This is a genomic window from Streptomyces sp. NBC_00029 (assembly GCF_045160505.1).
Taxonomy (GTDB): domain Bacteria; phylum Actinomycetota; class Actinomycetes; order Streptomycetales; family Streptomycetaceae; genus Streptomyces.
On record NZ_CP108292.1, the window covers coordinates 6,707,658 to 6,728,572 of the forward strand.

Sequence of the window (20,915 nt, forward strand, 5' to 3'; positions counted from 1 at the left end):
CACACACCACTCTAGGGAGCTCTCACATGACCCACGCGCACACCCCCGCGCCCCGCACCCGCCCCTGGCACGGAATCATGGTCGCCACCGCGCTCCCGCTGCGCGAGGACCTCACCGTCGACCACGACGCCTACGCCGAACACGTGGCCTGGCTGATCACCAACGGCTGTGACGGCGTGGTCCCCAACGGCTCCCTCGGGGAGTACCAGACCCTCACCGAGGAGGAACGGGCGCGCGTCGTGCGCACCGCCGTCGAGGCGGCCGGCGACGGCGACCGCGTCATGCCCGGCGTCGCCGCCTACGGCAGCGCCGAGGCCCGCCGCTGGGCCGATCAGGCCGCCGAGGCCGGAGCCGGCTCCGTCCTGCTGCTGCCCCCCAACGCCTTCCGGGCCGACGAGGACGCCGTACGCGCCCACTACGCCGAGGTCGCCCGCGCCGGGCTGCCCGTCGTCGCGTACAACAACCCCATCGACACCAAGGTGGACCTGACCCCGGCCCTGCTCGCCCGGCTCCACGCCGACGGTTCCATCGTCGCCGTCAAGGAGTTCAGCGGCGACGTGCGCCGCGCCTACGAGATCGCCGAACTCGCCCCCGGCCTCGACCTGCTCATCGGCGCCGACGACGTCCTGCTCGAACTCGCCCTCGCGGGCGCCGTAGGCTGGATCGCCGGCTACCCCAACGCGCTCCCGAACTCCTGCGCGCGCCTTTACCGGGCCGCCGTCGCAGGAGACCTGGAGACCGCCCTGCCGCTCTACAAGTCCCTGCACTCGCTGCTGCGCTGGGACTCCAAGACCGAGTTCGTCCAGGCCATCAAGCTCTCCATGGACCTGGCCGGGCGCCCCGGCGGCGCCACCCGCCCGCCCCGTTTCCCGCTCACCGGCGAGACCGAGGCCGCCGTCCGCGCCGCCACCGAGAAGGCCCTCGCCGAGGGCCTCAACTAGTCACCGGGGGGAATCCGGAATGCGTACGCGCCACGTCTACCACGCGGTGGACTCGCACACCGAGGGCATGCCGACCAGGGTCATCACCGGGGGAGTCGGGGTGATCCCCGGCGCCACCATGGCCGAGAAGCGGCTCCACTTCATCGAGCACATGGACCACGTCCGGACCCTGCTCATGTACGAGCCGCGCGGGCACTCCGCGATGAGCGGCGCCATCCTGCAGCCCCCGACCCGCCCGGACGCCGACTACGGCGTCCTCTACATCGAGGTGTCGGGCCTGCTCCCCATGTGCGGGCACGGCACCATCGGGGTCGCCACCGTCCTCGTCGAGACCGGCATGGTGCCGGTCGTCGAGCCCGTCACCACCGTCCGGCTCGACACCCCGGCCGGGCCGGTGAGCGTCGACGTACGCGTCGAGGACGGTGCGGCCACCGCCGTCACCCTCACCAACGTCCCCTCCTTCAGCGTCGGCCTCGACCTCAAGGCCGACGTCCCCGGCTTCGGCACGGTCACCTACGACCTGGCCTACGGCGGCAACTTCTACGCCTTCGTCGAACTCGACGCTCTGGGCCTGCCCTTCGACCGCGCCCGTAAGGACGACCTGATCGCCGCCGGACTCGCGGTGATGGACGCGATCAACGCCGGCCCGGACCGGCCCGTCCACCCCGAGAACCCCTCCATCGCCGGGGTCAAGCACGTCTACCTGGCCGCCCCCGGCTCCGACGCCCGCCGCAGCCGGCACGCCATGGCCATCCACCCCGGCTGGTTCGACCGCTCGCCCTGCGGTACGGGCACCAGTGCGCGGATGGCCCAGCTGCACGCCCGCGGCCTGCTGGAACTCGGCACGGACTTCGTCAACGAGTCCTTCATCGGCACCGAGTTCACCGGCCGGCTGGTCGGCGGGACCACCGTCGGCGGGCTCCCCGCCGTGGTCCCCACCGTCACCGGCCGGGCCTGGATCACCGGCACCGCCCAGTACTTCCTCGACCCGACCGACCCCTTTCCCGGAGGCTTCCTCCTGTGATCACCGTCCGCACGGTGGACTACCACACCGCCGGCGAGCCCTTCCGGATCGTCGATTCCGGCGCCGCGGGAATGCCACCGGTCCCCGGGGACACCGTCGCCGAGCGCTGCGCCACCGTCATCGGCCCGGGGGGCTCGGGGACCGCCCCGCGCCGGGGCGCGCTGGACGACGTACGGCGCCTGCTCGTGCAGGAGCCGCGCGGACACGCCGGGATGTACGGGGGGTTCGTGGTCCCCCCGGACGACGACGGGGCCCACTTCGGCGTGCTGTTCTGGCACAAGGACGGCTACTCCACCGCCTGCGGACACGGCACCATGGCCCTCGGCGTCTGGGCCGTGGAGAGCGGGCGCGTGGCCGCCCCGGACGACGGGGACGCCCCGGTGCGCATCGACGTACCGTCCGGGCGGGTCACCGCCACCGTGCACCGCGGCGGGGGCCGCACCACCGGGGTCACCTTCCGCAACGTCCCGGCCCGGGTGGGCGCCCGCAAGGTCCCCGTCGCCACCTCGCTCGGGCTCGCCGACGTGGACATCGCCCACGCCGGGGCCTGTTACGCCTCGGTCCGCGCCCGCGACCTCGGCCTGGACGTCTCCCGGGCGGCGCTGCCCGCCCTGGTGCGGGCCGGACAGGAGATCAGGGCGGCGCTGGCCACCCATCCCGCCACCTGGCACCCGGGCGGCCCGCTGCTGTCCGGGATCTACGGGGTGATCCTCCACGAGGAGCTGCCCGACACCCCGTTCGGGCCGCACCAGCGCAACGTCACCGTCTTCGCCGACGGGCAGATCGACCGCTCGCCCTGCGGCTCGGGCACCTCGGCGCGGCTCGCGCTGCTCGCCGAGGACGGGCGGATCGGCCCGGGGGAGGACCTGCTGCACGAGTCGGTAGCCGGCACGGTGTTCACGGGGCGGATGCTGGACGGCGGGGTCACCGAGGTCAGTGGCACCGCCCACCGCACCGGTGAGCACGCCTTCGTGGTGGACCCGCACGACGCGCTCGGCGCCGGGTTCCTCCTGTGACGGACATCCCCCGGCTGGGCGCCGGGCGGATGGCCGCACTGATCACGCCGGCCGCGGCCGCCGACGCCGTGGCCGCCGCCCTGCTCGGCGGCCTCGACCCGGAGAGCTGCCCGCCGCGTTCCGCGATCGGGGTGCCCGGCGGGGGCGAACTGCTGCTGATGCCGGCCGCGTCCGGCGCGTACGCCGGGGTGAAGATCGCCGGGGTCGCGCCGGGCAACCCGGCCCGCGGGCTGCCCCGGATCACCGGCTCCTACCTCCTGCTGGACGGGCCCACCCTGCGCCCGCTGGCCCTGCTCGACGGGGCGGCGCTGACCACCCTGCGCACCCCGGCGGTCTCCGCCCTCGCCCTGCGCCACCTGGCGCCGGCCGGCCGGCCGTTGCGGCTGGTGCTCTTCGGCTCCGGGCCGCAGGCGTACGGGCACCTGGAAGCCACCTCGGCCGTACGGGAGCTGGCCGAGGTGGTGGTGGTCGCCCGGGACGCGGCGGGCGCCGAGCGGCTCGCCGCGCACGCCCGGACGCTGGGCCCGCGCGCCCGGACCGGCACCCCGAAAGAGGTGGCGGACGCCGATCTGGTGATCTGCTGCACCACGGCCCGCGAACCGCTCTTCGACGGCGGGCTGGTCGGCGCGGGCGCCACCGTCGTCGCGGTCGGATCGCACGAACCGACGGCCCGGGAGACGGACACCGCCCTTGTGCGACGGGCGGCGGTGTACGTGGAGTCCCGGGCGGCGGCCCTGCGGGAGGCCGGGGACCTCCTCGTCCCGGAGGCCGAGGGGGCGATCGGGCCCGGTCACATCACCGGCACCCTCGCCGATCTGGTCGGCGGGCGGATGCCCGCGGGCGGGCCGCGGAGTTGTCCACAGCTCTTCAAGAGTGTGGGCATGGCCTGGGAAGATCTCGCTGTGGCGGTCGCGCTCTACGAGGCCGCCGGAGTGTGAGCAGCGCAACGTGACATTGTACGCTGGTCCTCTCCTCGTCGGTCGTGTACGGGGGTCTCGGAGGAAATGCAATGGGTGACCTGAAGCAGCACAGTCTCATCAAGGCCCAGGAACGCCTCCGCGACCAGGTCGGCCACGCACTCCGAGCCGCGCTGATAGCGGGAGAGCTGCGCCCCGGGAGCGTCTACTCGGCCCCGGGTCTCGCGGCCGAACTCGGCGTCTCGGCCACACCGGTGCGCGAGGCCATGCTGGACCTGGCCCGCGAGGGCCTCGTCGAGCCCGTCCGCAACAAGGGCTTCCGCATCACCGAGGTCAGCGAGCGCGACCTGGACCAGTTCACCGAACTGCGCACCATGATCGAGGTGCCGACCATCGGCCGGATCACGAAGATCGCCACGGCCGAACAGCTGGAGGCGCTGCGTCCCATCGCCGAGGAGATCGTCACCAGCGCGCGCGAGCACAACCTGATCGGCTACCTGGAGGCCGACCGCCGCTTCCACCTGTCGCTGCTGGCTCTCGCGGGCAACGACCGGCTGGTGGAGACCGTCGGCGACCTGCGCAAGCGCTCCCGGCTGTACGGCCTGACCGGCCTGGACGAGGCCGGCAAGCTGGTCTCCTCCGCGCAGGAGCACATCGAACTGCTCGACCTGATGCTCAGCGGCGACGCCGAGGCGGCACAGGAGTGCATGCTCCGCCACCTCGGCCACGTCCGCTCCCTCTGGGCCCAGGGCCGCGACGAACCGGTCGGCCGCGTCCCCGGGGGCCTCGGCTCGGGCGTCCAGTAGCCTCCGGGGCGATCAGCAGGGGGCACGGCCCCCGCCGCGGACCGGCTGCGGCCGGTCCGCGGAAATGATCGCCGCCTCCGGGCGCGGCACGGGCGTGCCGTCGGGCAGGAGCAGGACCGGCGGGTCCACCACGGTCCCCACGTCGGCCGCCGCGCCGCTCGTGTTCGCCGCCGTGACCCGCCCGCGGGGCGGCGGCGTCAGCACCGCCGTCTCGCGGACGTACGCGACGAAGCTCTCGAAGTCGCGCTGGTGCCGGTAGGGCTCACGGAAATCGGAGAGCGCCGGGTAGCCGTCGCTCGCGAGGAGTGTGTACGAGGGCGCCGCGAGCCGGTAACTGCCGCCGAGATCGAGCGGGTTGCCGTCGATGAACACCTCCTCGGGGTGCACCCGGTCCCCGGCCGGCCCCTGCGCGTCGAAGCTGTAGCGGACGTTGCGGGAGACGGCCAGGGGAGCGAAGCGCAGCTCGCCGTCCTCCGTCGTCGTCCACTGTTCCTCCAGGGCGTCGTGGATCCGCTGCCCGGTCACCCACGCGCTGACGACCGGGTCACCGAACCCGAGGGCGCGCCAGGCGCTGCCGAAGGTGACGGCGCCGTCCGAGGCCGCGTCCAGGACCAGGTCCCCGGCGATGACCGTCTGGCCGACCCGCGGCGCGGCTGCGACCACGGCGAGCTGGGCCGGGACGTTGGGGTGGATGTTGCCGTCGTTCTCGGGATCGGCGGGCCGGCTGCCCGCCCACAGCGCCCAGTCGGCGGCCAGATTGCCCATGGTGCTCTCGCCCGCCGCATTCCGGGCCCGCAGGAACGAGCCGGTCTGCCGTCCGATCCGGGTCCGGTCGCGCTCGGCCGCCTGCCCCGCCCAGTGGTCGACGACCTCCTGCAGCCCCGGATGAGGGGCGATGTCACGCGTGTTGGGGTGGTTGGTGGAGACGGTCAGTTCCCGGACCACCCGGCCGGTGAGCGGGTCCAGCCGCAGGCTGATCTCGTTGATGATCTGGCCGTAGCAGCCCGCCTCGACGAATGGGCGGGGGACTCCGTTCGGATCGGGGACCATCATGTTGAAGCGGGTGTGCCAGTGCCCGGTGACGATCGCGTCGATGTCCGGGGAGACCCGCAGCGCGAGGTCGAGGGCCGGCCCCGAGGGCGCGGAGCCGCTGTTGAAGTCCGCGCCCGCGACCGCCCCGTCGTGCAGGCTGAGCACGATCGCGTTCACTCCCTGCGCCTTCAGCAGCGCGGCGCAGCGATCGGCGGTGGCGACCTCGTCCAGGGTGGCGAGGCCCGGCTGGAAGGAACCGGGGAAGCGTTCGCTGCCCAGGGCGGTGAGGTGGATGAAACCGATCGGCAGCTCCCGGCCGTCGGCCGTGCGGACCTGTTCGACGTGGTAGGCGGGCAGGACCGTACGGCCGTCCGCGCCCCAGACGAGGTTGGCGCTGTAGTAGCGGAAGTCGGCGCCGTGGAAGCGCAGGCCCGAGGAGTCGGTGAAGGAGTGGTCGCGGCCCTCGACGGGGAAGGGGACACCCTGCTCCATGTGCCGCTGGAGCATCGCGGGGGACTTGTCGAACTCGTGGTTGCCGGCCGTGGCGAAGTCGAGCCCCATCCGGTTGAGGGCCTCGATGGTCGGCTCGTCCGCGAAGGCCGCGGCGTCGAACTCCCAGCCGGAGAAGGCGTCCCCGGGGGTGAAGAAGAGCGAGTTGGGGCGCCCGGCACGGAGCCGTTCGAGGTGCGCGGCCATATGGGCGACGCCTCCGACGGTGTAGCTCCGGCCGCCATTGCCGATGATGACGGAGTTGCTCCCGGGGGCGCCCTGCAGGAAGCCGTGCAGGTCGGTGATGCTGAGCAGCTGGACGTCGACGTACTCGACGGCGGTGACGGCGTCCCGGCCGGCGGCGGTGGCCCGTGCGGGAACCCCGAGGGCGAAGGTCGCCGCCGCCGCTCCCGCGGCGGTGAGGAAGTCCCGCCGCCCGGGCTCCCGCCGGTCGGGCTCCCCTCGCCCCGGATCCCGCCGGTCCGGCGTCCGGCTTCGTGAACTCCTGCTCCGCTGCGCGGCCTTGGCCTGCGTGATCACACCCGGCATGCTCCCGCCCGCCGGGCCGGGTGTCGCGCCGACGCGCCGACCAGTCGTTCGGGACACGGCTGGATAACGGCGTGGCCAACCCCTTGTCAGTGCAATTTCACATTACTATGTTACCGGTCACATCCTAGAGCGCGGCCCTTCACTGGAGTGACCATGACCAAGCGCACCCAACTCGCCCTCGCCACCGCCCTGGTGGCAGCTCTCGCACTCGGCGCCTCGGGCTGCTCCGGCACCACGAAGGGCTCGGCCGGCGCGGGCGCCTCCAACCCCGCGGCCGCCAACGACGGCAAGATCCTCGGCGGTACCCCGGCCAAGGGCGGCACCCTCACCGTCCTGTCCAACCAGGACTTCGCGCACCTAGACCCGGCCCGCAACTGGACCATGCCGACCATGGACTTCGGCACCCGGCTGCTCTACCGCACGCTCGTCACCTTCAAGGCCGAGCCCGGCAAGGCCGGCAGCGAACTGGTCCCCGACCTCGCCACCGACCTCGGCACCCCATCCAACGGCGGCCGCACCTGGACCTTCACCCTCAAGGAGGGCGTCAAGTACGAGGACGGCACGCCGGTCAGGGCCCAGGACGTCAAGTACAACGTCGAGCGCTCCTTCAGCCCCGACCTCACCGGCGGCCCCGATTACGCCGCCCAGTACCTCGCCGGGACCGAGGGCTACAAGGGCCCGCTCCAGGGGCAGCACCTGGACTCCGTCAAGACGCCCGACGACCGCACGATCGTCTTCGAACTGAAGCGTCCCGTCGCCGAGTTCTCCGCGACCGCCACCCTGCCGACCTTCGCCCCCGTGCCCCAGTCCCAGGAGAAGGGCACCCAGTACGACGCCCGCCCGTTCTCCTCCGGCCCGTACAAGATCGAGTCGTACGACCGCGACAAGAAGCTGGTCCTGGTCCGCAACGAGCACTGGGACGCGAAGACCGACACCGTCCGCAAGGCCTACCCGGACAGGTTCGTGGTCGTCATGGGCCTCAAGGGCGGCCAGATCGACGACCGGATCATCGCCGGCGAGGGCGCCGACGCCTCCGCCGTCCAGTACTCAGACATGCGCCCCGAGAGCGCCCCCAAGGTGCTCCCCAAGCCGGACGTCAAGGCCCGGCTGCTCGCCGAGTCCCAGGGCTGCACGGAGATGCTCCACCTGAACAACTCCCGCGCCCCCTTCAACGACCCCAAGGTCCGCGAGGCCATGCAGTACGCGGTGGACAAGGAGGCCGTGGTCACCGCGGGCGGCGGCCCGGCCCTCAACGAGATCGCCACCGCCTACCTGCCCCCGGCCCTCTCCGGCGGCAAGCAGGCCGACGTCCTGAAGATCGCCCCGGCCGGCGACCCGGCCAAGGCCAAGGAACTCCTCAAGGCCGCCGGCAAGGAAACCCTGAAGGTGTCCCTCTCCGTCTCCACCGGCGACAAGGGCAAGGCGGAGGCCATCCAGCAGGGCCTGTCCCGCGCGGGCATCGAGGTCGTCATCGACACCGTCGACCCGGGCGCCTACTACGACGTCATCGGCGACCTCTCCACCACCCCCGACATGACCCTCACCGGCTGGTGCCCCGACTACCCGTCGGGCTCCACCTGGATCCCCTTCGTCTTCGACGGACGCACCATCAAGGACAAGGGCAACCAGGGCAACTACAGCCAGTTCCGCGACGAGGCGACCATGAAGCGGATCGACGAGATCAACGCCATGGCCGACGCCAAGGAGGCCAACCAGGCCTGGATCGACCTCGACGCGGCCCTGATGGCCAAGTCCCCGAACGTCCCGCTCCTCCTGGAGCGCAAGCCGCTCCTCGTCGGCACCAACATCGCGGGCGCCTTCGGCCACCCTGTGTGGACCGGCACCGTCGACTACGCGACCGTCGGTCTCAAGGACCCCGCGAAGAGCCAGGGCTGAGGAAGCCGGAGGCCTGCGACACCATGACCACCACCGCACCGGTCCCGGACGACCGGGCACCCCTTAGCCCCGACGGCACCCCGGCCACTGATGCAGCACGGGCCCCGGGCAGCGGCGCACCAGCCCCCGGCGCAGCCCCTGCCCCCGGCACGGCCTCAGCCCCCGAAGCCGCCACGGTCCGGCCCGCGGCAGCGCCCGGCAGCAGCCCGTGGCAGCTCGCCCGGCGGGAACTCCGCCGCCGCCCCGCCGTCCGCGTCAGCCTCGGCGTCGTCCTGCTCTTCGTCCTCATGGCCGTGACCGCCCCCTGGCTGGGCGCCCTCGGCGGCTGGTCCCCGAACGAGTTCGACAAGACCGCCATCGACCCCTACCTCGGGGGCCAGCCGCTCGGCGCCCTCGGCGGGATCAGCTCCGAGCACTGGCTCGGCGTCGAACCCGTCACCGGCCGCGACCTGTACGCCCGGGTGATCCACGGCGCGCAGGTCTCCCTCCTGATCGCCTTCGCCGCCACCGCCATCGTCGTGGTCGCCGGCACCGCCGCCGGGATCGCCGCCGGCTACTTCGGCGGCCGCACCGACGCGGCCCTGTCCCGGCTCATGGACCTGACCATGTCCTTCCCCTCGCTGATCTTCATGATCGCGATGCTGTCCGTGGCCAAGGACGTCAACCGGATCGTCCTCATGACCACCGTCATCGGAGTGTTCGGCTGGCCCGGCGTCGCCCGCGTGGTCCGCGGCCAGACCCTCTCCCTCAAGCACCGCGAGTACGTCGACGCCGCCCGCGTGGGCGGTTCCGGGCCCTGGCGGATCCTGACCCGCGACATCCTCCCGGGCGTCTCGGGCCCCGTCATCGCCTACACCACCCTGCTGATCCCCGGAATGATCAGCACCGAGGCCGCCCTCAGCTACCTCGGCGTCGGCGTCCGCCCGCCCACCCCCTCCTGGGGCCAGATGATCGCCGAGTCCGTGGCCTACTACGAGACCGACCCCATGTACTTCGTCATCCCCAGCGTCTTCCTCTTCCTCGCCGTGCTCGCCTTCACCCTGCTCGGCGACGCCCTGCGCGACATCCTCGACCCGAGGGGCGGCCGCAGTTGATCCTCTACCTCGCCCGCCGGCTGCTCGCCCTCGCCGGCGTGCTCCTCGCCATCGCCGCCGTCACCTTCCTCATCTTCTACGTCCTGCCCTCCGACCCGGCCGCGGCCGCCTGCGGCAAGACCTGCAGCGCCGAACGCCTGGCCGACGTACGGGCGTACCTCGGCCTCGACCAGCCCCTGTGGAGCCAGTTCACCGACTTCCTCACCGGCATCTTCACCGGCCGCACCCTCGGCACCGGCCAGTACGCCGTCGACTGCGACTTCCCGTGCCTGGGCTACAGCTACGAGAACTCGCTGCCCGTCTGGGACCTCCTGACGGACCGGCTCCCGGTCTCCGCCTCCCTCGCCTTCGGCGCCGCCGCGCTCTGGCTGGTCCTCGGCCTCGGCGCCGGGGTCACCGCCGCCCTGCGCAAGGACACCGCCACCGACAAGGCCCTGATGGTCGGCGCCGTCGCCGCCGCCTCCCTGCCCGTGTACTTCACCTCCGTGATGCTCATCTACGGGGTCATCCGCATCGCCGGTCTCCTGCCCTACCCCACCTACCAGGCCTTCACCGACAATCCGCTCGCCTGGGCCTCGAACCTGGCCCTGCCCTGGATCGCGCTCGCCCTGCTCTACGCCGCCATGTACGCGCGCCAGAGCCGCGGCTCGATGATCGAGGCGATGGCCGAGCCGTACATCCGTACCGCCCGTGCCAAGGGCATGCCCGAGCGCACGGTCGTCGTCAAACACGGGCTCCGCTCCGGCATGACCCCGATCCTGACCATCTTCGGCATGGACCTCGGCGGGCTGCTCGCCGGAGCCGTCATCACCGAGTCCATCTTCGGACTCCCGGGCATCGGGCGGCTGTTCTACGGCGCCCTGGTCAACTCCGACCAGCCCGTGGTCCTCGGCGTCACCCTGCTCGCCGCCTTCTTCATCGTCGTCGCCAACCTCCTCGTCGACCTCCTGTACGCCGTCATCGACCCGAGAGTGAGGTACTGATGGCAGCCGACACCGCCGCTCCGCTCCTCGAAGTACGAGATCTGCGCGTCACGTTCACCACCGGGCGCGGGGCCGTACGGGCCGTCGACTCGATCGGCTTCACCGTCGAGGCCGGACGCACCCTCGGCATCGTCGGCGAGTCCGGCTCCGGCAAGTCCGTCACCTCGCTCGCCGTCATGGGACTGCACCGGGGCCCGGTCGAGGTCAGCGGCTCCGTGGCGCTGGCCGGACGCGAGCTGACCGGGCTCCCGGAGCGCGAGCTGTCCAAGGTCCGCGGCCGCCGGATGGCGATGATCTTCCAGGACCCGCTCTCCAGCCTGCACCCCTACTACACGGTCGGCGAGCAGATCGCCGAGCACTTCCGGGTGCACTTCAAGGCCGGCCGGGCCGCAGCCCGCAGGCGCGCCGTCGACATGCTCGGCGAGGTCGGCATCCCGGAACCGGCCCGTCGCGCGGGGGAGTACCCGCACCAGTTCTCCGGCGGCATGCGCCAGCGCGCGATGATCGCCATGGCGCTGGCCTGCGAGCCCGACCTGCTGATCGCCGACGAGCCGACCACCGCCCTGGACGTCACCGTGCAGGCGCAGATCCTCGAGCTGATCGCCCGGCTCCAGCAGGAGCGCGGACTCGGCGTCGTGATGATCACCCACGACCTGGGTGTCGTCGCCCGCGTCGCCCACGAGGTGCTCGTCATGTACGGCGGCCGGGCCGCCGAACAGGCACCGGCCGACGAGCTGTTCGCCGACCCCGCCCACCCCTACACCCGGGGCCTGCTCGACTCGCTGCCCCGCCTGGACACCGCCGACGACGTCCCCCTGCCGTTCATCCCCGGCTCCCCGCCCTCCCTGCTCACGCCCGCCCCCGGCTGCGCCTTCGCCCCGCGCTGCCCGAGGGCGGCCGCGCGCTGCACCGACGTACGGCCCGAACCGGCGGCGTACGGGGACGGACCCGCGCGGACCGTGGCCTGCCACTTCGCCGGGGACCGCACCGCCCAGGAGGCGGCCCGATGACCGAGACCGCAACGCCCCTGCTGTCCGTACAGGACCTGACCATGACCTTCCCCGGCCGGCGATCCGTGACCGGGCGCCGGGGGGCGCCCGTGCGCGCCGTCGACGGGGTGTCCTTCGACCTGGCGGCCGGGCAGACCCTCGGCCTGGTCGGGGAGTCGGGGTGCGGCAAGTCCACCACCGGCCGGATGCTCGTGCGGCTGCTGGAGCCCACGTCGGGCCGGGTCGCCTTCGAGGGCAAGGACATCAGCCGCCTCTCCCCGTCCGCGATGCGCCCGCTGCGCAAGCACATCCAGATGGTCTTCCAGGACCCCCACTCCTCTCTCAACCCCCGCCAGACCGTGGCCCGGATCATCTCCGACCCGCTGCTGGTGCAGGGCTGGAGCGCGGGCGATGCCCGCCGGCGGGCCGCCGAGCTGATGGAGCTCGTCGGACTGATCCCCGAACACATCGACCGCTACCCGCACGAGTTCTCCGGGGGCCAGGCCCAGCGCATCGGCATCGCCCGCTCGCTGTCCACCAGCCCCCGGCTGATCGTCGCCGACGAGCCGGTCTCCGCGCTGGACGTCTCCGTCCAGGCCCAGATCGTCAACCTGATGGAACGGCTGCGGGCCGAACTCGGCCTCGCCTACGTGTTCATCGCCCACGACCTGTCGGTGGTCAAACGGGTCAGCGACCGGGTCGCCGTCATGTACCTCGGCAGGATCGTCGAGATCGGGGACAAGAAGTCCCTCTACGAGGACCCGCAGCACCCGTACACCCGGGCGCTGTTGTCCGCCGTCCCGCTGCCCGACCCGGCGGCGGAACGGCGGCGGGAGCGGATCGTGCTGCTCGGCGACCCGCCGAGCCCGGCCGCTCCACCCCCGGGCTGCACCTTCCACCCGCGCTGCCCCAAGGCCCAGCAGCTCTGCCGCACGGAGCGCCCGCTCCTGCGTCTTGCCGCCTCCCGCGAGGTGGCCTGTCACTTCCCTGGTGACTGACGGGGAGCCATGGGAAGAGAGAGGAGGACCCGGGCCGACACGATCGGCCCGGGTCCTTCCGTTGCCCAGGTGTTCGCGCAGCGTCCCATAACATCATTCAACGCAAATGATCTAGGGGTGGACATGGCATCAAGTAGCGACGGATATGCGGCGAACGCCGCGTCCATCAACGGCAATTCGCATCTCCTCGTAGAACTGGCCGGGCTTTTGTACGCGGGGCGGCCCGACGGCGAGTTGACGGTCATGGCCCGGGTGCCCCGCTCGCACCAGGAGGTGTCGACCGCTCTGGACTCGTTCGCGCGGTTCGGCAACGACCAGTACCTGGACACCGTTTCGCTGTTGGCCGCGCTGGCCACCAAGCTGAAGGTGGCCGGCGGCGACTACGCGCAGACCGACCTCGCCACGGAGGGCGCGTTCCGCGCGGTTCTCGACAACGGCCGGTTCATACCGGCCGAGGACAGGTGACCGGCATGACCTACCGCACCGAGGTTGAGTTCCTCGAACTGTGCAGTCCTCCCCTGATCGAACGCACCGCCCAGGAGTACCGCAGGCTCCACCTGCTGCTGGACTCCGCCGACTCGGCCTTCCTCAAAGCGACGCGCACCTACTGGGTGAGTGACGCCGAAGAGCTCTATGTCAAGCGGCTGGGCGAGGCCGAGAAGCTGGCCACCGCCCTGTCGGGCGCCTTCCGGAGTGTCCATGCCGCGCTCGTGGACTACGCCGAGGCGGTAGGCCGGGCCAAAGGTCGCTACGAGAGCGGTCTGTCGAGCGAGCGCGCCCTGTCCAGGGTCATGGCGCGGGTGGCGAGTCCGGTGACCGAAACCGCGCAGCGGGCCGAGCCGATGAGGCAGTGGGAGGACCTCCGCAAGCGCACCGGGATCCTCGACTGGCTGGCGGAGATCACGGTCGACGTCGACGAGATCCGTGACGAGGCGGAGCAGCAGTACAACGGGGCGAAGCACGCCTTCGGCGACGCCGAACGCATCGAGCACGAGGCGCGCACCACGTGCGTAGCCCAACTCGGCAAGGCCCAGCGCGACTTGCCCGACTTCCGGGGCGACCTGCCGCACCCTTCGGTGCTCCTCGCCGGGATGCCCGCGTTGAGGCAGGAGGTGGGAGAGGCCGCACACGACCCCAACGCGGCGCTCCCCGGCGCCGGCCCCCGGGTCGACGGCATCGCCCACAACGTCGGCAGTGAGACGGTGTCCCCCAAGCTCCGGGAGATCCGGTCCCGGCTGGACGGACTGCCGCCCGCCATGGACCAGAACAAGTGGGGTCCGTCGGATTCGGACGAGGATCGGCGCGAGTGGATCCACACCAACCGCGCGCACATCCGCGACGCGGCCGCGTACACGGGCCTGCCCGCCGACATGATCGCGGGCATCGCCTGGCAGGAGGTGCAGGGCGACCCCAAGTGGGCCGACAACATGGCGGTGAACTACCGGCGGAACCAGCACGAGGTCTGGCCCGAGTTCCAGTGGGTGGCGGAGCAGATCGGACTGGCGGGTGAGGCTGACCAGACGTCCATGGGGCCGATCGCCATCCAGCTGCGCCGCTCCGCGGAGGTGCTCGGCTACGATCCGGAGAACCTCACGCCGGACCAGCGGGACGAGATCCAGGAGGCCACGCAGAACCCGTCGACGAACATCTACATCGCCTCCGAGTACCTTGCCCAGCTCAAGGCGGAGAGCTCGTTCGCGAACGTACCCGCCGACCAGATGACCCCTGCGCAGTACCAGGAACTGGCGGCCCGGTACAACGGCGGCCCGGGCTGGCGTACGGACGATGCCCAGGGCTACGGTCGTGGCTTTGGCGTGAACATCGAGGACGCGAGGCGGGCGCTGAATGACTGAGCAGGCAGTACCGGGGCCCACCCGACGCCATCGGGTGGCGGCGGCCGCGGGGGCGGTCGTCCTGCTGGCGCTGCACACCGTGGCGGGCTTCTTCCTTTACAACGCGCTGCTCACCGAGTCCGAGGGACCCTGGGACCGGTCGGTGACGCAGACCGTCCGTCTGATGGGCGTGCTCAGCCTGTCGGTGGAGCTCCTGGCCGTCGCGGTCACGGCGGTCTGTGTGAACACGGGCCGGCTCGGTCGCTGGTGGTACGCGCCCGTGACGGCTCTGGTCCTCACCGCGCTGATCCGGATGGTCTTCGCCCCGCAGCCCTGACCGCCCGGCCGGGCACGCCCCGCCGGTGCCGAGGCCGGCGGGGCGCAGGGGACGGCGCTCAGGCCAGTTCGCGGCGGAAGAACTCCAGTTCCAGGGCCATCAGCTTCTCCCGGGTGCCGCCCGGGGTCATGTGCGTGACGCCGGGCAGCGCCAGGAGCTGGTGCGGGCGGCCCGCGTCCGTCAGCGCCTGCGAGAGGCGCAGGGTGTGCGACGGGTGGACGTTGTCGTCGGCGAGGCCCGTGATCAGCAGCAGGGGGCGGGAGAGCTTCGGGGCGTCGGGGACGAGGGAGTCCCGCTCGTAGACCTCCGGGTGATCCTGCGGGAGGCCCAGGTACCGCTCGGTGTACGCGGTGTCGTAGTGCCGGAAGTCGGTCGGCGCGGCCCCGGCCGCCGCCGCGTGGAAGACGTCCGGGCGGCGCAGTACGGCCATGGCCGCGAGGTAGCCGCCGTACGACCAGCCGCGCACCCCGACCCGGCCGAGGTCGAGGTCGGTGTGGCGGGCGGCGAGCGCGTGGAGGGCCGCGACCTGGTCGTCGAGGGTGACCTCGGAGAAGCCGCGGTACATGGCGTGGGTGTGGGCGGGGGAGACGTACGGGGTGCCGCGGTTGTCGACGGTCACCACCGCGAAGCCCTGGTCGGCCCACCACTGGCGGTGCTGGCGGCGGCGCGGATCGGCGGTGATGTCCTGCGCGCCGGGGCCGCCGTAGCCGTCGACCAGGACCGGTAGCCGCCGGCCGGGGACGTGGTCGCGGGGCAGTACGAGGGCGGTGGGGACGCCGTGTTCGGTGACCCGCTCCAGGATCGCGTCCACCCGGTAGGGCAGTGGCTCGGACAGGTCGGCGGGGGACAGCTCCCGCCCGTCGGGGGTGCGTACGGTGCGGCGTACCCCGTCGGGCCCGGCCGAGGTCAGCAGCAGGGTCCCGGCCGCCGCGGACACGGTGTGCACCCCGGGCCCGTCGGCGAGCGGGGTCAGCTCCCCGGTGGCCGGGTCCAGCAGCAGCACCTGCTGCTCGGACGGGTCGCGCAGGCCCGCCTCGATCAGCAGCCGGCCCTCGTGGACCCCGGCCACGCAGCGGACCTGGATCCCGTCGCCGGTGAGCAGCTCGCCGTCCACCGCGAGGGCGCGGGCGGCGCCGCCCGGGGTGTCGGCGGCGGTGAGCATCCGCCCGTCGGCGAGGCGGGCCGGAGTGCCGGGGACCAGCGGGTCCACCCACTGCGGGTGGGTGGTGCGGGACAGTTCGGTGGTGCGGCCGGTGGCCGGGTCGGCGGAGAGCAGCAGGACGCATCGCTGGAGCCGGTCCTGGACGGTGAGCAGGATCTCGGTGGCGGACTCCCAGCCCGCGTCGCTCACGTACGGGAAGGCCCCGGCGTCCCAGTCGAGCCGTGTCCGGGCCCCGCCCTCGCCGAGCACCCACAGCTGGACGTCGGCGTTGGGCCCGCCGGCCTCGGGGTACGCGAAGTCCTCGGCCGGGAGCTCGGGGTGTGCCGGGTCGGCGAACCAGCGCCGCTGGAGGGCGGATTCGTCGACGCGGGCGGCCAGCAGGGTGACCCCGTCGGGGGACCACCAGTGGCCCCGGGTGCGGCCCAGCTCCTCGGCGGCGGCGAACTCGGCGAGGCCCCAGCGGGCCCCGTCGTCGGGGCTGACCCGGCCGCCCGGGACGACGTACAGGACGTCGTCGGCGACGTATGCGGTGCGCGAGCCGTCGGCGTTCGGCCGCGGGTCCAGGGCGGGACCGGCGGCCGGGATCTCCTCGGGCGTTCCGGCTTTGCCGGCGGTGACCTCGAAGAGCCGCCCGTACAGGGCGAAGACGGCGTGCAGTCCGTCGCCGGAGAGGGCGTACGAGCCGATTCCGGCGGCGACGAGCCGGGTCCGCTCGCGGAGCCGGCGCTCGGCGACCGGCAGGGGCCCAGGCTCGGGGCACAGTTCGCGGGGATCGGCGAGCCGGGTCTCGGCGCCGGTGGCGGTGTCGAGCACCCAGAGGCTGTCGAAGGCGTCGGTGGGGCCGGTCGAGCGGAGGAACCAGAGCAGCCGGCCGTCGTCCCCGAAGGAGAACGCGCGCGGGGCGCCGTGGGTGAAGCGGGCCGTGCTCGCGGAGAGCCTGAGGAAGTCATCCATGATCGTAGTGTGACATGTGAAATGTCACCCCCACTAGGCTGTTCGAGTGGTGACCCCTGGGGCACGGGCTTAGCGTCGAAAAGGTGGACCCGAACGCATCGCCTGGCAACAACGGGACCGACGGCAAGGTCCGGGCAAGCAGCGGACTCGCCCTGTTCGTCATCGCCTCCTGCCAACTCATGGTGGTTCTCGACATCACGATCGTGAACATCGCGCTGCCGCACATCCAGACCGCTCTCGACTTCTCGACGGAGAGCCTTTCCTGGGTCGTCAACGCCTACACGCTGGCCTTCGGCGGCCTGCTGCTCCTCGGCGGCCGCACCGGCGACATCCTCGGCCGCAAACGCGTCTTCATCTTCGGTGTCCTGCTCTTCGGACTGGCTTCCCTCCTCGGCGGACTCGCCCAGAACGAAGGCCAGTTGATGGCCGCACGCGCCCTCCAGGGCGTCGGCGGCGCCATCGCCTCGCCCACCTCCCTCGCCCTGATCACCACCACCTTCCGCGAGGGACCCGCCCGCAACCGGGCGTTCGGCGTGTTCGCCGGGGTCTCGGCCGCCGGCGGCGCCATCGGACTCCTCGCGGGCGGCATCCTCGTCGAATGGCTCGACTGGCGCTGGGTGCTCTTCGTCAACGTCCCCATCGCCATCGTGATCGCGGTCCTCGCCACGAAGGTCCTGCGCGAGTCCGAACGCCACCCGGGCCACTTCGACTTCGCCGGCGCGCTGCTGTCCACCCTGGGCATGGTCTCGCTCGTCTACGGCTTCATCCGGGCATCCCAGGAGGGCTGGCGCGACCCGGTCACCCTCGGATCCTTCGGCGCCGCCGTGGTCCTGCTGACCCTCTTCATCCTCAACGAACGGCGCTCGCCGCAACCGATCACCCCGCTGCACATGTTCGCCGACCGCAACCGGGCCGGGACCTACGGCATCATGCTCATGCTCGCCTGCGCGATCTTCGGCATGTTCTTCTTCCTGACCCTCTTCGTGCAGATCGTGCTGGGCTTCAGCCCGATCCAGGCCGGCCTCGCCTTCCTGCCGGTCAGTGCCGTGATCGCCGTGGGCGCCGCGATCACTGCGAAACTGCTGCCGAAGTTCGGCCCCAAGCCCTTCATGGTCACCGGCGCGCTGTCCTCGGCGGCCGGCCTCGCCTGGCTGACGCAGACCGACGTCGACTCGACGTACCTCGGCAGCATCCTGGGCCCGATGCTGCTCTTCGCCCTGGGCATGGGCCTGCAGTTCGTCTCGCTGACGCTGATGGCCCTGTCCAACGTCACCGACCGGGAGTCGGGCGCGGCGTCCGGCCTGCTGAACACGATGCAGCAGGTGGGCGGCTCACTGGGCCTGTCGATCCTGGTGACCGTCTACGGCACGTCCAGCCGCAACGAGGCCAAGGAGCAGATACCGGAGTTCCTCAGCACGGCCGGCCCGGTGCAGAAGGCCTTCTTCCAGCGCACCGGGCAGCTCCCGAAGCCGTGGAGCGACCAGGTCCTCACCTCGGGCATAAGCTCGGCCTTCGTCGTGGCCGCACTGTTCACGCTGGTCGGGGCGCTGATCGCACTGTTCGTCATCCAGGTCCGCCCCTCGGACCTGGAACGTCTCAAGGGCAACCACACACCGGCGGCCGACCACAGCTGACGGCGCGGGCGGCGACGGCAGCGGTAGCGGCAGCGGCGACGGAAGCGGCAACGGCAGCCCTCTGGGTGGGCCGGCGGGTCACGCCGCGGTGTCGGTGACGCGGGCAGCGAAGGCGTCCAGGTTGTCCGTCATGCGGGCGAGCCGCTCGTCCAGCGTGAGGGACTCCTCGTACCGCCCGGCGCGCAGCTTCGGCTGCCGCTTGCCGCGTACGTAGAGGGGGCAGGCGAGGTCCGCGCAGATGTACGTGCCGACCGTGTTGCCCTCACGGCCGCGGGCCCCCGCCAGCGGGGCTGCCAGCAGGGTGACCCCGGAGGAGGCGTGACCCGTGAGGCAGATCTGGCACAGGCTGGACTTCACCGCGCTGGTGCGGCCGAGGGCCGGTACGCGCAGCACCAGATGGGCCCGCAGGGGCGCGCCCGGGTCCACCCACCCCAGGAAGTCGAGCTCCTGCCAGGGCAGTTCGGCGAAGTCGAGGGGCAGCCGCAGCCGCGCCGCCTCGCCCTTGGTGCTGTTCACGAACGACGAGCGGATCTGTTTCTCGGTGAGTGGTTCCACGTGGACCGACCCTACGACCGGTTCCGGACCGCCCGCACCCCAATATCCACGGACAATCCGCCCGGAACCGTCTCCGTCGTCCGTTCGTCATGACCGGACGCCCGGCCGCTACCCGTCCGAGCGGCGGATCCGGCACCGCGCCGGACCGTTCGTCCGCAGGGTGATCCCCGCGCCGACCGGGATCTCGGTGTCCACGGCTTCGAACTCGTACGCCCGCAGGATCATCGCCAGCGCGATCACCGACTCCAGCATCGAGAAGTGCTGCCCGATGCAGGCGCGCGGTCCCCCGCCGAAGGGGAACCACGCGTACCGCGGACGCCCCGCCTCCGCCTCGGGTGAGAAGCGCTCGGGGTCGAAGCGGTCGGGGTCCGGCCAGTGGGCGGGGTGGCGGTGCGTCACCCAGGGCGCCAGGATCACGTCCGCGCCCGCGGGGATGGTGTGCTCCCCGATCCGGGTGGTGGCGACGGCCTTGCGGCCGATGACCGGCGCGGCCGGATAGAGCCGCATGGCCTCCTTGAGGACCTGGGTGAGGTACGGCAGCCGCTCCAGGTCGGCGGCCCCGGGCGTACGGTCGCCCAGCACGCGGGAAATCTCCTCGCGGGCCCGGTCCTGCTGCTCGGGATGGCGGGCCAGCAGGTGCAGGGCGAAGCAGAGGGAGGTGGCGGTCGTCTCGTGCCCGGCGAGCAGGAAGATCAGCACCTGGTCGCGCAGCTCGGAGGCGTCGAACTCCCCGTCGTCCGAACTCCTGGCGGCGGCGAGCAGCGTCAGCAGGTCCTCACCGGCGGCTCCGGCTCCGGACTCCGCCTCCGCCTCCGTCCCGGTCCCGGCGCGCCGACGCTCCGCGATGATCCTGTCGCACACCCCGTAGAGCTCGTCCATCGCGGCGGCCGCCCGCCGGTTGCCGGGGGTGGGCCAATGGCGCGGGATGTTGGCGGGGGAGTAGCCGCGGCGCAGCACGTAGTCGGTGATGACCGGAAAGCATTCGGCCACGACATCGGCGGTGGCCTCGACATCGGTGCCGAAGAGGATGCGGGCCACGGCACGCAGGGCGAGGTGCATCATCTCGTCCGAGACGTCGACGACACCGTCGACGGCCCCGCCCCAGGCGCTGATGACCGATGCGGTCTCGGCGGCGATCGCCTCGGCGTAACCGTCCACCCGGCGCCGGGTGAACAGCGGCTGCACGAGCCGCCGCTGGCGCAGGTAGTCCTCGTCCTGACTGGTCAGCAGCCCGTTGCCGAAGGACTCCCGGACCTCCTGGTAGAAGCGGTTGTCCTTGCGGAAGCGGGCGGCGTCGGTGGCGAGCACCTGCTGGGCGCCCGCGGGGGAGAAGACGCAGTACAGCTCGGCCCGCATCCCGGGCGGGCCGGCCGAGATCCGTACCAGGTCACCGTGCTGGTGCTGGGCCCGCAGATAGGTGCCGAGGGAGTCGGACTTCAGGTCGAACAGCGACCCGAGCAACGGCACCCCGGTCAGCCCGGGCACCTCCGTCCCCGTGTCCGCGCCGGAGTTCGTTCCCACTGCCATGGCCGCCCCTTCGTCCTACGGAGGCCCGATTCTGCCGTGCCGGCGCCGCAGATGGCGAGGACGGCAGCCGGATCGGGCCGCAGAGTGGCCTGATCACGTTCTTCCCGCCTGCGTGGCGATCAGTGAGGGGTGAAGCCACAATGGAAAGGCTTTCCGTGCGTCGCACCCCGAGGTGATCGC

The 20,915-nt window shown here is 72.2% G+C and carries 18 protein-coding genes; 14 read left to right on the forward strand and 4 right to left on the reverse strand.

Annotated elements, in window-relative coordinates; genetic code table 11:
* The first annotated feature begins 26 nt into the window (after positions 1 to 26).
* The 5 genes from OG753_RS31255 to OG753_RS31275 all read left to right on the forward strand — a co-directional run bounded on the left by OG753_RS31255 (position 27) and on the right by OG753_RS31275 (position 4,704).
* Positions 27 to 941 carry a dihydrodipicolinate synthase family protein gene (locus OG753_RS31255; protein ID WP_405791005.1) on the forward strand — a complete coding sequence of 305 codons (915 nt, stop codon included), beginning with the start codon at positions 27 to 29 and terminating at the stop codon, positions 939 to 941.
* 19 nt (positions 942 to 960) lie between these two features.
* Positions 961 to 1,965 carry a proline racemase family protein gene (locus tag OG753_RS31260; protein WP_401702696.1) on the forward strand — a complete coding sequence of 335 codons (1,005 nt, stop codon included), beginning with the start codon at positions 961 to 963 and terminating at the stop codon, positions 1,963 to 1,965.
* Positions 1,962 to 2,981 carry a proline racemase family protein gene (locus OG753_RS31265; protein ID WP_405791006.1) on the forward strand — a complete coding sequence of 340 codons (1,020 nt, stop codon included), beginning with the start codon at positions 1,962 to 1,964 and terminating at the stop codon, positions 2,979 to 2,981. The genes OG753_RS31260 and OG753_RS31265 overlap by 4 nt, the downstream gene beginning before the upstream one ends.
* A gap of 29 nt (positions 2,982 to 3,010) precedes the next feature.
* Positions 3,011 to 3,919 (forward strand): ornithine cyclodeaminase family protein, encoded by a 909-nt coding sequence (locus tag OG753_RS31270; RefSeq protein WP_327266967.1) that lies wholly within the window; start codon positions 3,011 to 3,013, stop codon positions 3,917 to 3,919.
* A 71-nt stretch (positions 3,920 to 3,990) separates the two neighbouring features.
* A complete protein-coding gene (locus OG753_RS31275; RefSeq protein ID WP_327264939.1) occupies positions 3,991 to 4,704 on the forward strand; it encodes a GntR family transcriptional regulator in 714 nt (237 codons plus the stop codon).
* 12 nt (positions 4,705 to 4,716) lie between these two features.
* Here OG753_RS31275 and OG753_RS31280 read toward each other — a convergent pair whose 3' ends face one another.
* The gene (locus tag OG753_RS31280) at positions 4,717 to 6,765 is read right to left on the reverse strand and encodes a bifunctional metallophosphatase/5'-nucleotidase (RefSeq protein ID WP_405791007.1); all 2,049 of its coding nucleotides are present in this window, start codon (positions 6,763 to 6,765) and stop codon (positions 4,717 to 4,719) included.
* Positions 6,766 to 6,927: 162 nt separating this feature from the next.
* Between OG753_RS31280 and OG753_RS31285 the strand changes: the two genes are divergently transcribed.
* From OG753_RS31285 to OG753_RS31320, 8 genes are all read left to right on the forward strand, one after another.
* The gene (locus tag OG753_RS31285; RefSeq protein WP_405791008.1) at positions 6,928 to 8,670 is read left to right on the forward strand and encodes an ABC transporter substrate-binding protein; all 1,743 of its coding nucleotides are present in this window, start codon (positions 6,928 to 6,930) and stop codon (positions 8,668 to 8,670) included.
* Positions 8,671 to 8,693: 23 nt separating this feature from the next.
* The gene (locus OG753_RS31290) at positions 8,694 to 9,764 is read left to right on the forward strand and encodes an ABC transporter permease (RefSeq protein ID WP_327264942.1); all 1,071 of its coding nucleotides are present in this window, start codon (positions 8,694 to 8,696) and stop codon (positions 9,762 to 9,764) included.
* Positions 9,761 to 10,747, forward strand: coding sequence for an ABC transporter permease (locus OG753_RS31295; protein WP_405791009.1), 987 nt, complete (start codon positions 9,761 to 9,763; stop codon positions 10,745 to 10,747). The genes OG753_RS31290 and OG753_RS31295 overlap by 4 nt, the downstream gene beginning before the upstream one ends.
* Positions 10,747 to 11,757 (forward strand): ABC transporter ATP-binding protein, encoded by a 1,011-nt coding sequence (locus OG753_RS31300; RefSeq protein ID WP_405791010.1) that lies wholly within the window; start codon positions 10,747 to 10,749, stop codon positions 11,755 to 11,757. Before OG753_RS31295 ends, OG753_RS31300 begins: the two co-directional genes overlap by 1 nt.
* Positions 11,754 to 12,734, forward strand: a complete 981-nt coding sequence (locus OG753_RS31305; RefSeq protein ID WP_405791011.1) for an ABC transporter ATP-binding protein — start codon at positions 11,754 to 11,756, stop codon at positions 12,732 to 12,734. Before OG753_RS31300 ends, OG753_RS31305 begins: the two co-directional genes overlap by 4 nt.
* 123 nt (positions 12,735 to 12,857) lie before the next feature.
* The gene (locus OG753_RS31310; RefSeq protein WP_405791012.1) at positions 12,858 to 13,199 is read left to right on the forward strand and encodes a hypothetical protein; all 342 of its coding nucleotides are present in this window, start codon (positions 12,858 to 12,860) and stop codon (positions 13,197 to 13,199) included.
* Between the two features lie 5 nt (positions 13,200 to 13,204).
* Positions 13,205 to 14,587 (forward strand): hypothetical protein, encoded by a 1,383-nt coding sequence (locus OG753_RS31315; protein WP_405791013.1) that lies wholly within the window; start codon positions 13,205 to 13,207, stop codon positions 14,585 to 14,587.
* Positions 14,580 to 14,903 (forward strand): hypothetical protein, encoded by a 324-nt coding sequence (locus OG753_RS31320; protein WP_405791014.1) that lies wholly within the window; start codon positions 14,580 to 14,582, stop codon positions 14,901 to 14,903. Before OG753_RS31315 ends, OG753_RS31320 begins: the two co-directional genes overlap by 8 nt.
* Positions 14,904 to 14,961: 58 nt before the next feature.
* Here OG753_RS31320 and OG753_RS31325 read toward each other — a convergent pair whose 3' ends face one another.
* The gene (locus OG753_RS31325) at positions 14,962 to 17,019 is read right to left on the reverse strand and encodes an alpha/beta fold hydrolase (protein WP_405791015.1); all 2,058 of its coding nucleotides are present in this window, start codon (positions 17,017 to 17,019) and stop codon (positions 14,962 to 14,964) included.
* An 83-nt stretch (positions 17,020 to 17,102) separates the two neighbouring features.
* Here OG753_RS31325 and OG753_RS31330 point away from each other — a divergent pair, with 83 nt between their 5' ends.
* Entirely contained in the window at positions 17,103 to 18,653 is a 1,551-nt protein-coding gene (locus OG753_RS31330) for an MFS transporter (protein ID WP_405791016.1), read from the forward strand.
* A gap of 78 nt (positions 18,654 to 18,731) precedes the next feature.
* On the opposite strand, the gene OG753_RS31335 is transcribed toward OG753_RS31330, so the two are convergent.
* Entirely contained in the window at positions 18,732 to 19,208 is a 477-nt protein-coding gene (locus OG753_RS31335) for an FBP domain-containing protein (RefSeq protein WP_405791017.1), read from the reverse strand.
* 108 nt (positions 19,209 to 19,316) lie between these two features.
* Positions 19,317 to 20,735: a cytochrome P450 gene (locus tag OG753_RS31340; protein ID WP_405791018.1), complete on the reverse strand. Its 1,419-nt coding sequence runs from the start codon at positions 20,733 to 20,735 to the stop codon at positions 19,317 to 19,319.
* Positions 20,736 to 20,915: the final 180 nt, after the last annotated feature.

Coding starts and splice junctions, on each gene's coding strand:
- OG753_RS31255 (WP_405791005.1), top strand. CDS start 27: ATGACCCACGCGCACACCCCCGCGCCCCGCACCCGCCCCTGGCACGGA.
- OG753_RS31260 (WP_401702696.1), top strand. CDS start 961: ATGCGTACGCGCCACGTCTACCACGCGGTGGACTCGCACACCGAGGGC.
- OG753_RS31270 (WP_327266967.1), top strand. CDS start 3,011: ATGGCCGCACTGATCACGCCGGCCGCGGCCGCCGACGCCGTGGCCGCC.
- OG753_RS31275 (WP_327264939.1), top strand. CDS start 3,991: ATGGGTGACCTGAAGCAGCACAGTCTCATCAAGGCCCAGGAACGCCTC.
- OG753_RS31285 (WP_405791008.1), top strand. CDS start 6,928: ATGACCAAGCGCACCCAACTCGCCCTCGCCACCGCCCTGGTGGCAGCT.
- OG753_RS31290 (WP_327264942.1), top strand. CDS start 8,694: ATGACCACCACCGCACCGGTCCCGGACGACCGGGCACCCCTTAGCCCC.
- OG753_RS31300 (WP_405791010.1), top strand. CDS start 10,747: ATGGCAGCCGACACCGCCGCTCCGCTCCTCGAAGTACGAGATCTGCGC.
- OG753_RS31305 (WP_405791011.1), top strand. CDS start 11,754: ATGACCGAGACCGCAACGCCCCTGCTGTCCGTACAGGACCTGACCATG.
- OG753_RS31310 (WP_405791012.1), top strand. CDS start 12,858: ATGGCATCAAGTAGCGACGGATATGCGGCGAACGCCGCGTCCATCAAC.
- OG753_RS31315 (WP_405791013.1), top strand. CDS start 13,205: ATGACCTACCGCACCGAGGTTGAGTTCCTCGAACTGTGCAGTCCTCCC.
- OG753_RS31320 (WP_405791014.1), top strand. CDS start 14,580: ATGACTGAGCAGGCAGTACCGGGGCCCACCCGACGCCATCGGGTGGCG.
- OG753_RS31325 (WP_405791015.1), bottom strand. CDS start 17,019: ATGGATGACTTCCTCAGGCTCTCCGCGAGCACGGCCCGCTTCACCCAC.
- OG753_RS31340 (WP_405791018.1), bottom strand. CDS start 20,735: ATGGCAGTGGGAACGAACTCCGGCGCGGACACGGGGACGGAGGTGCCC.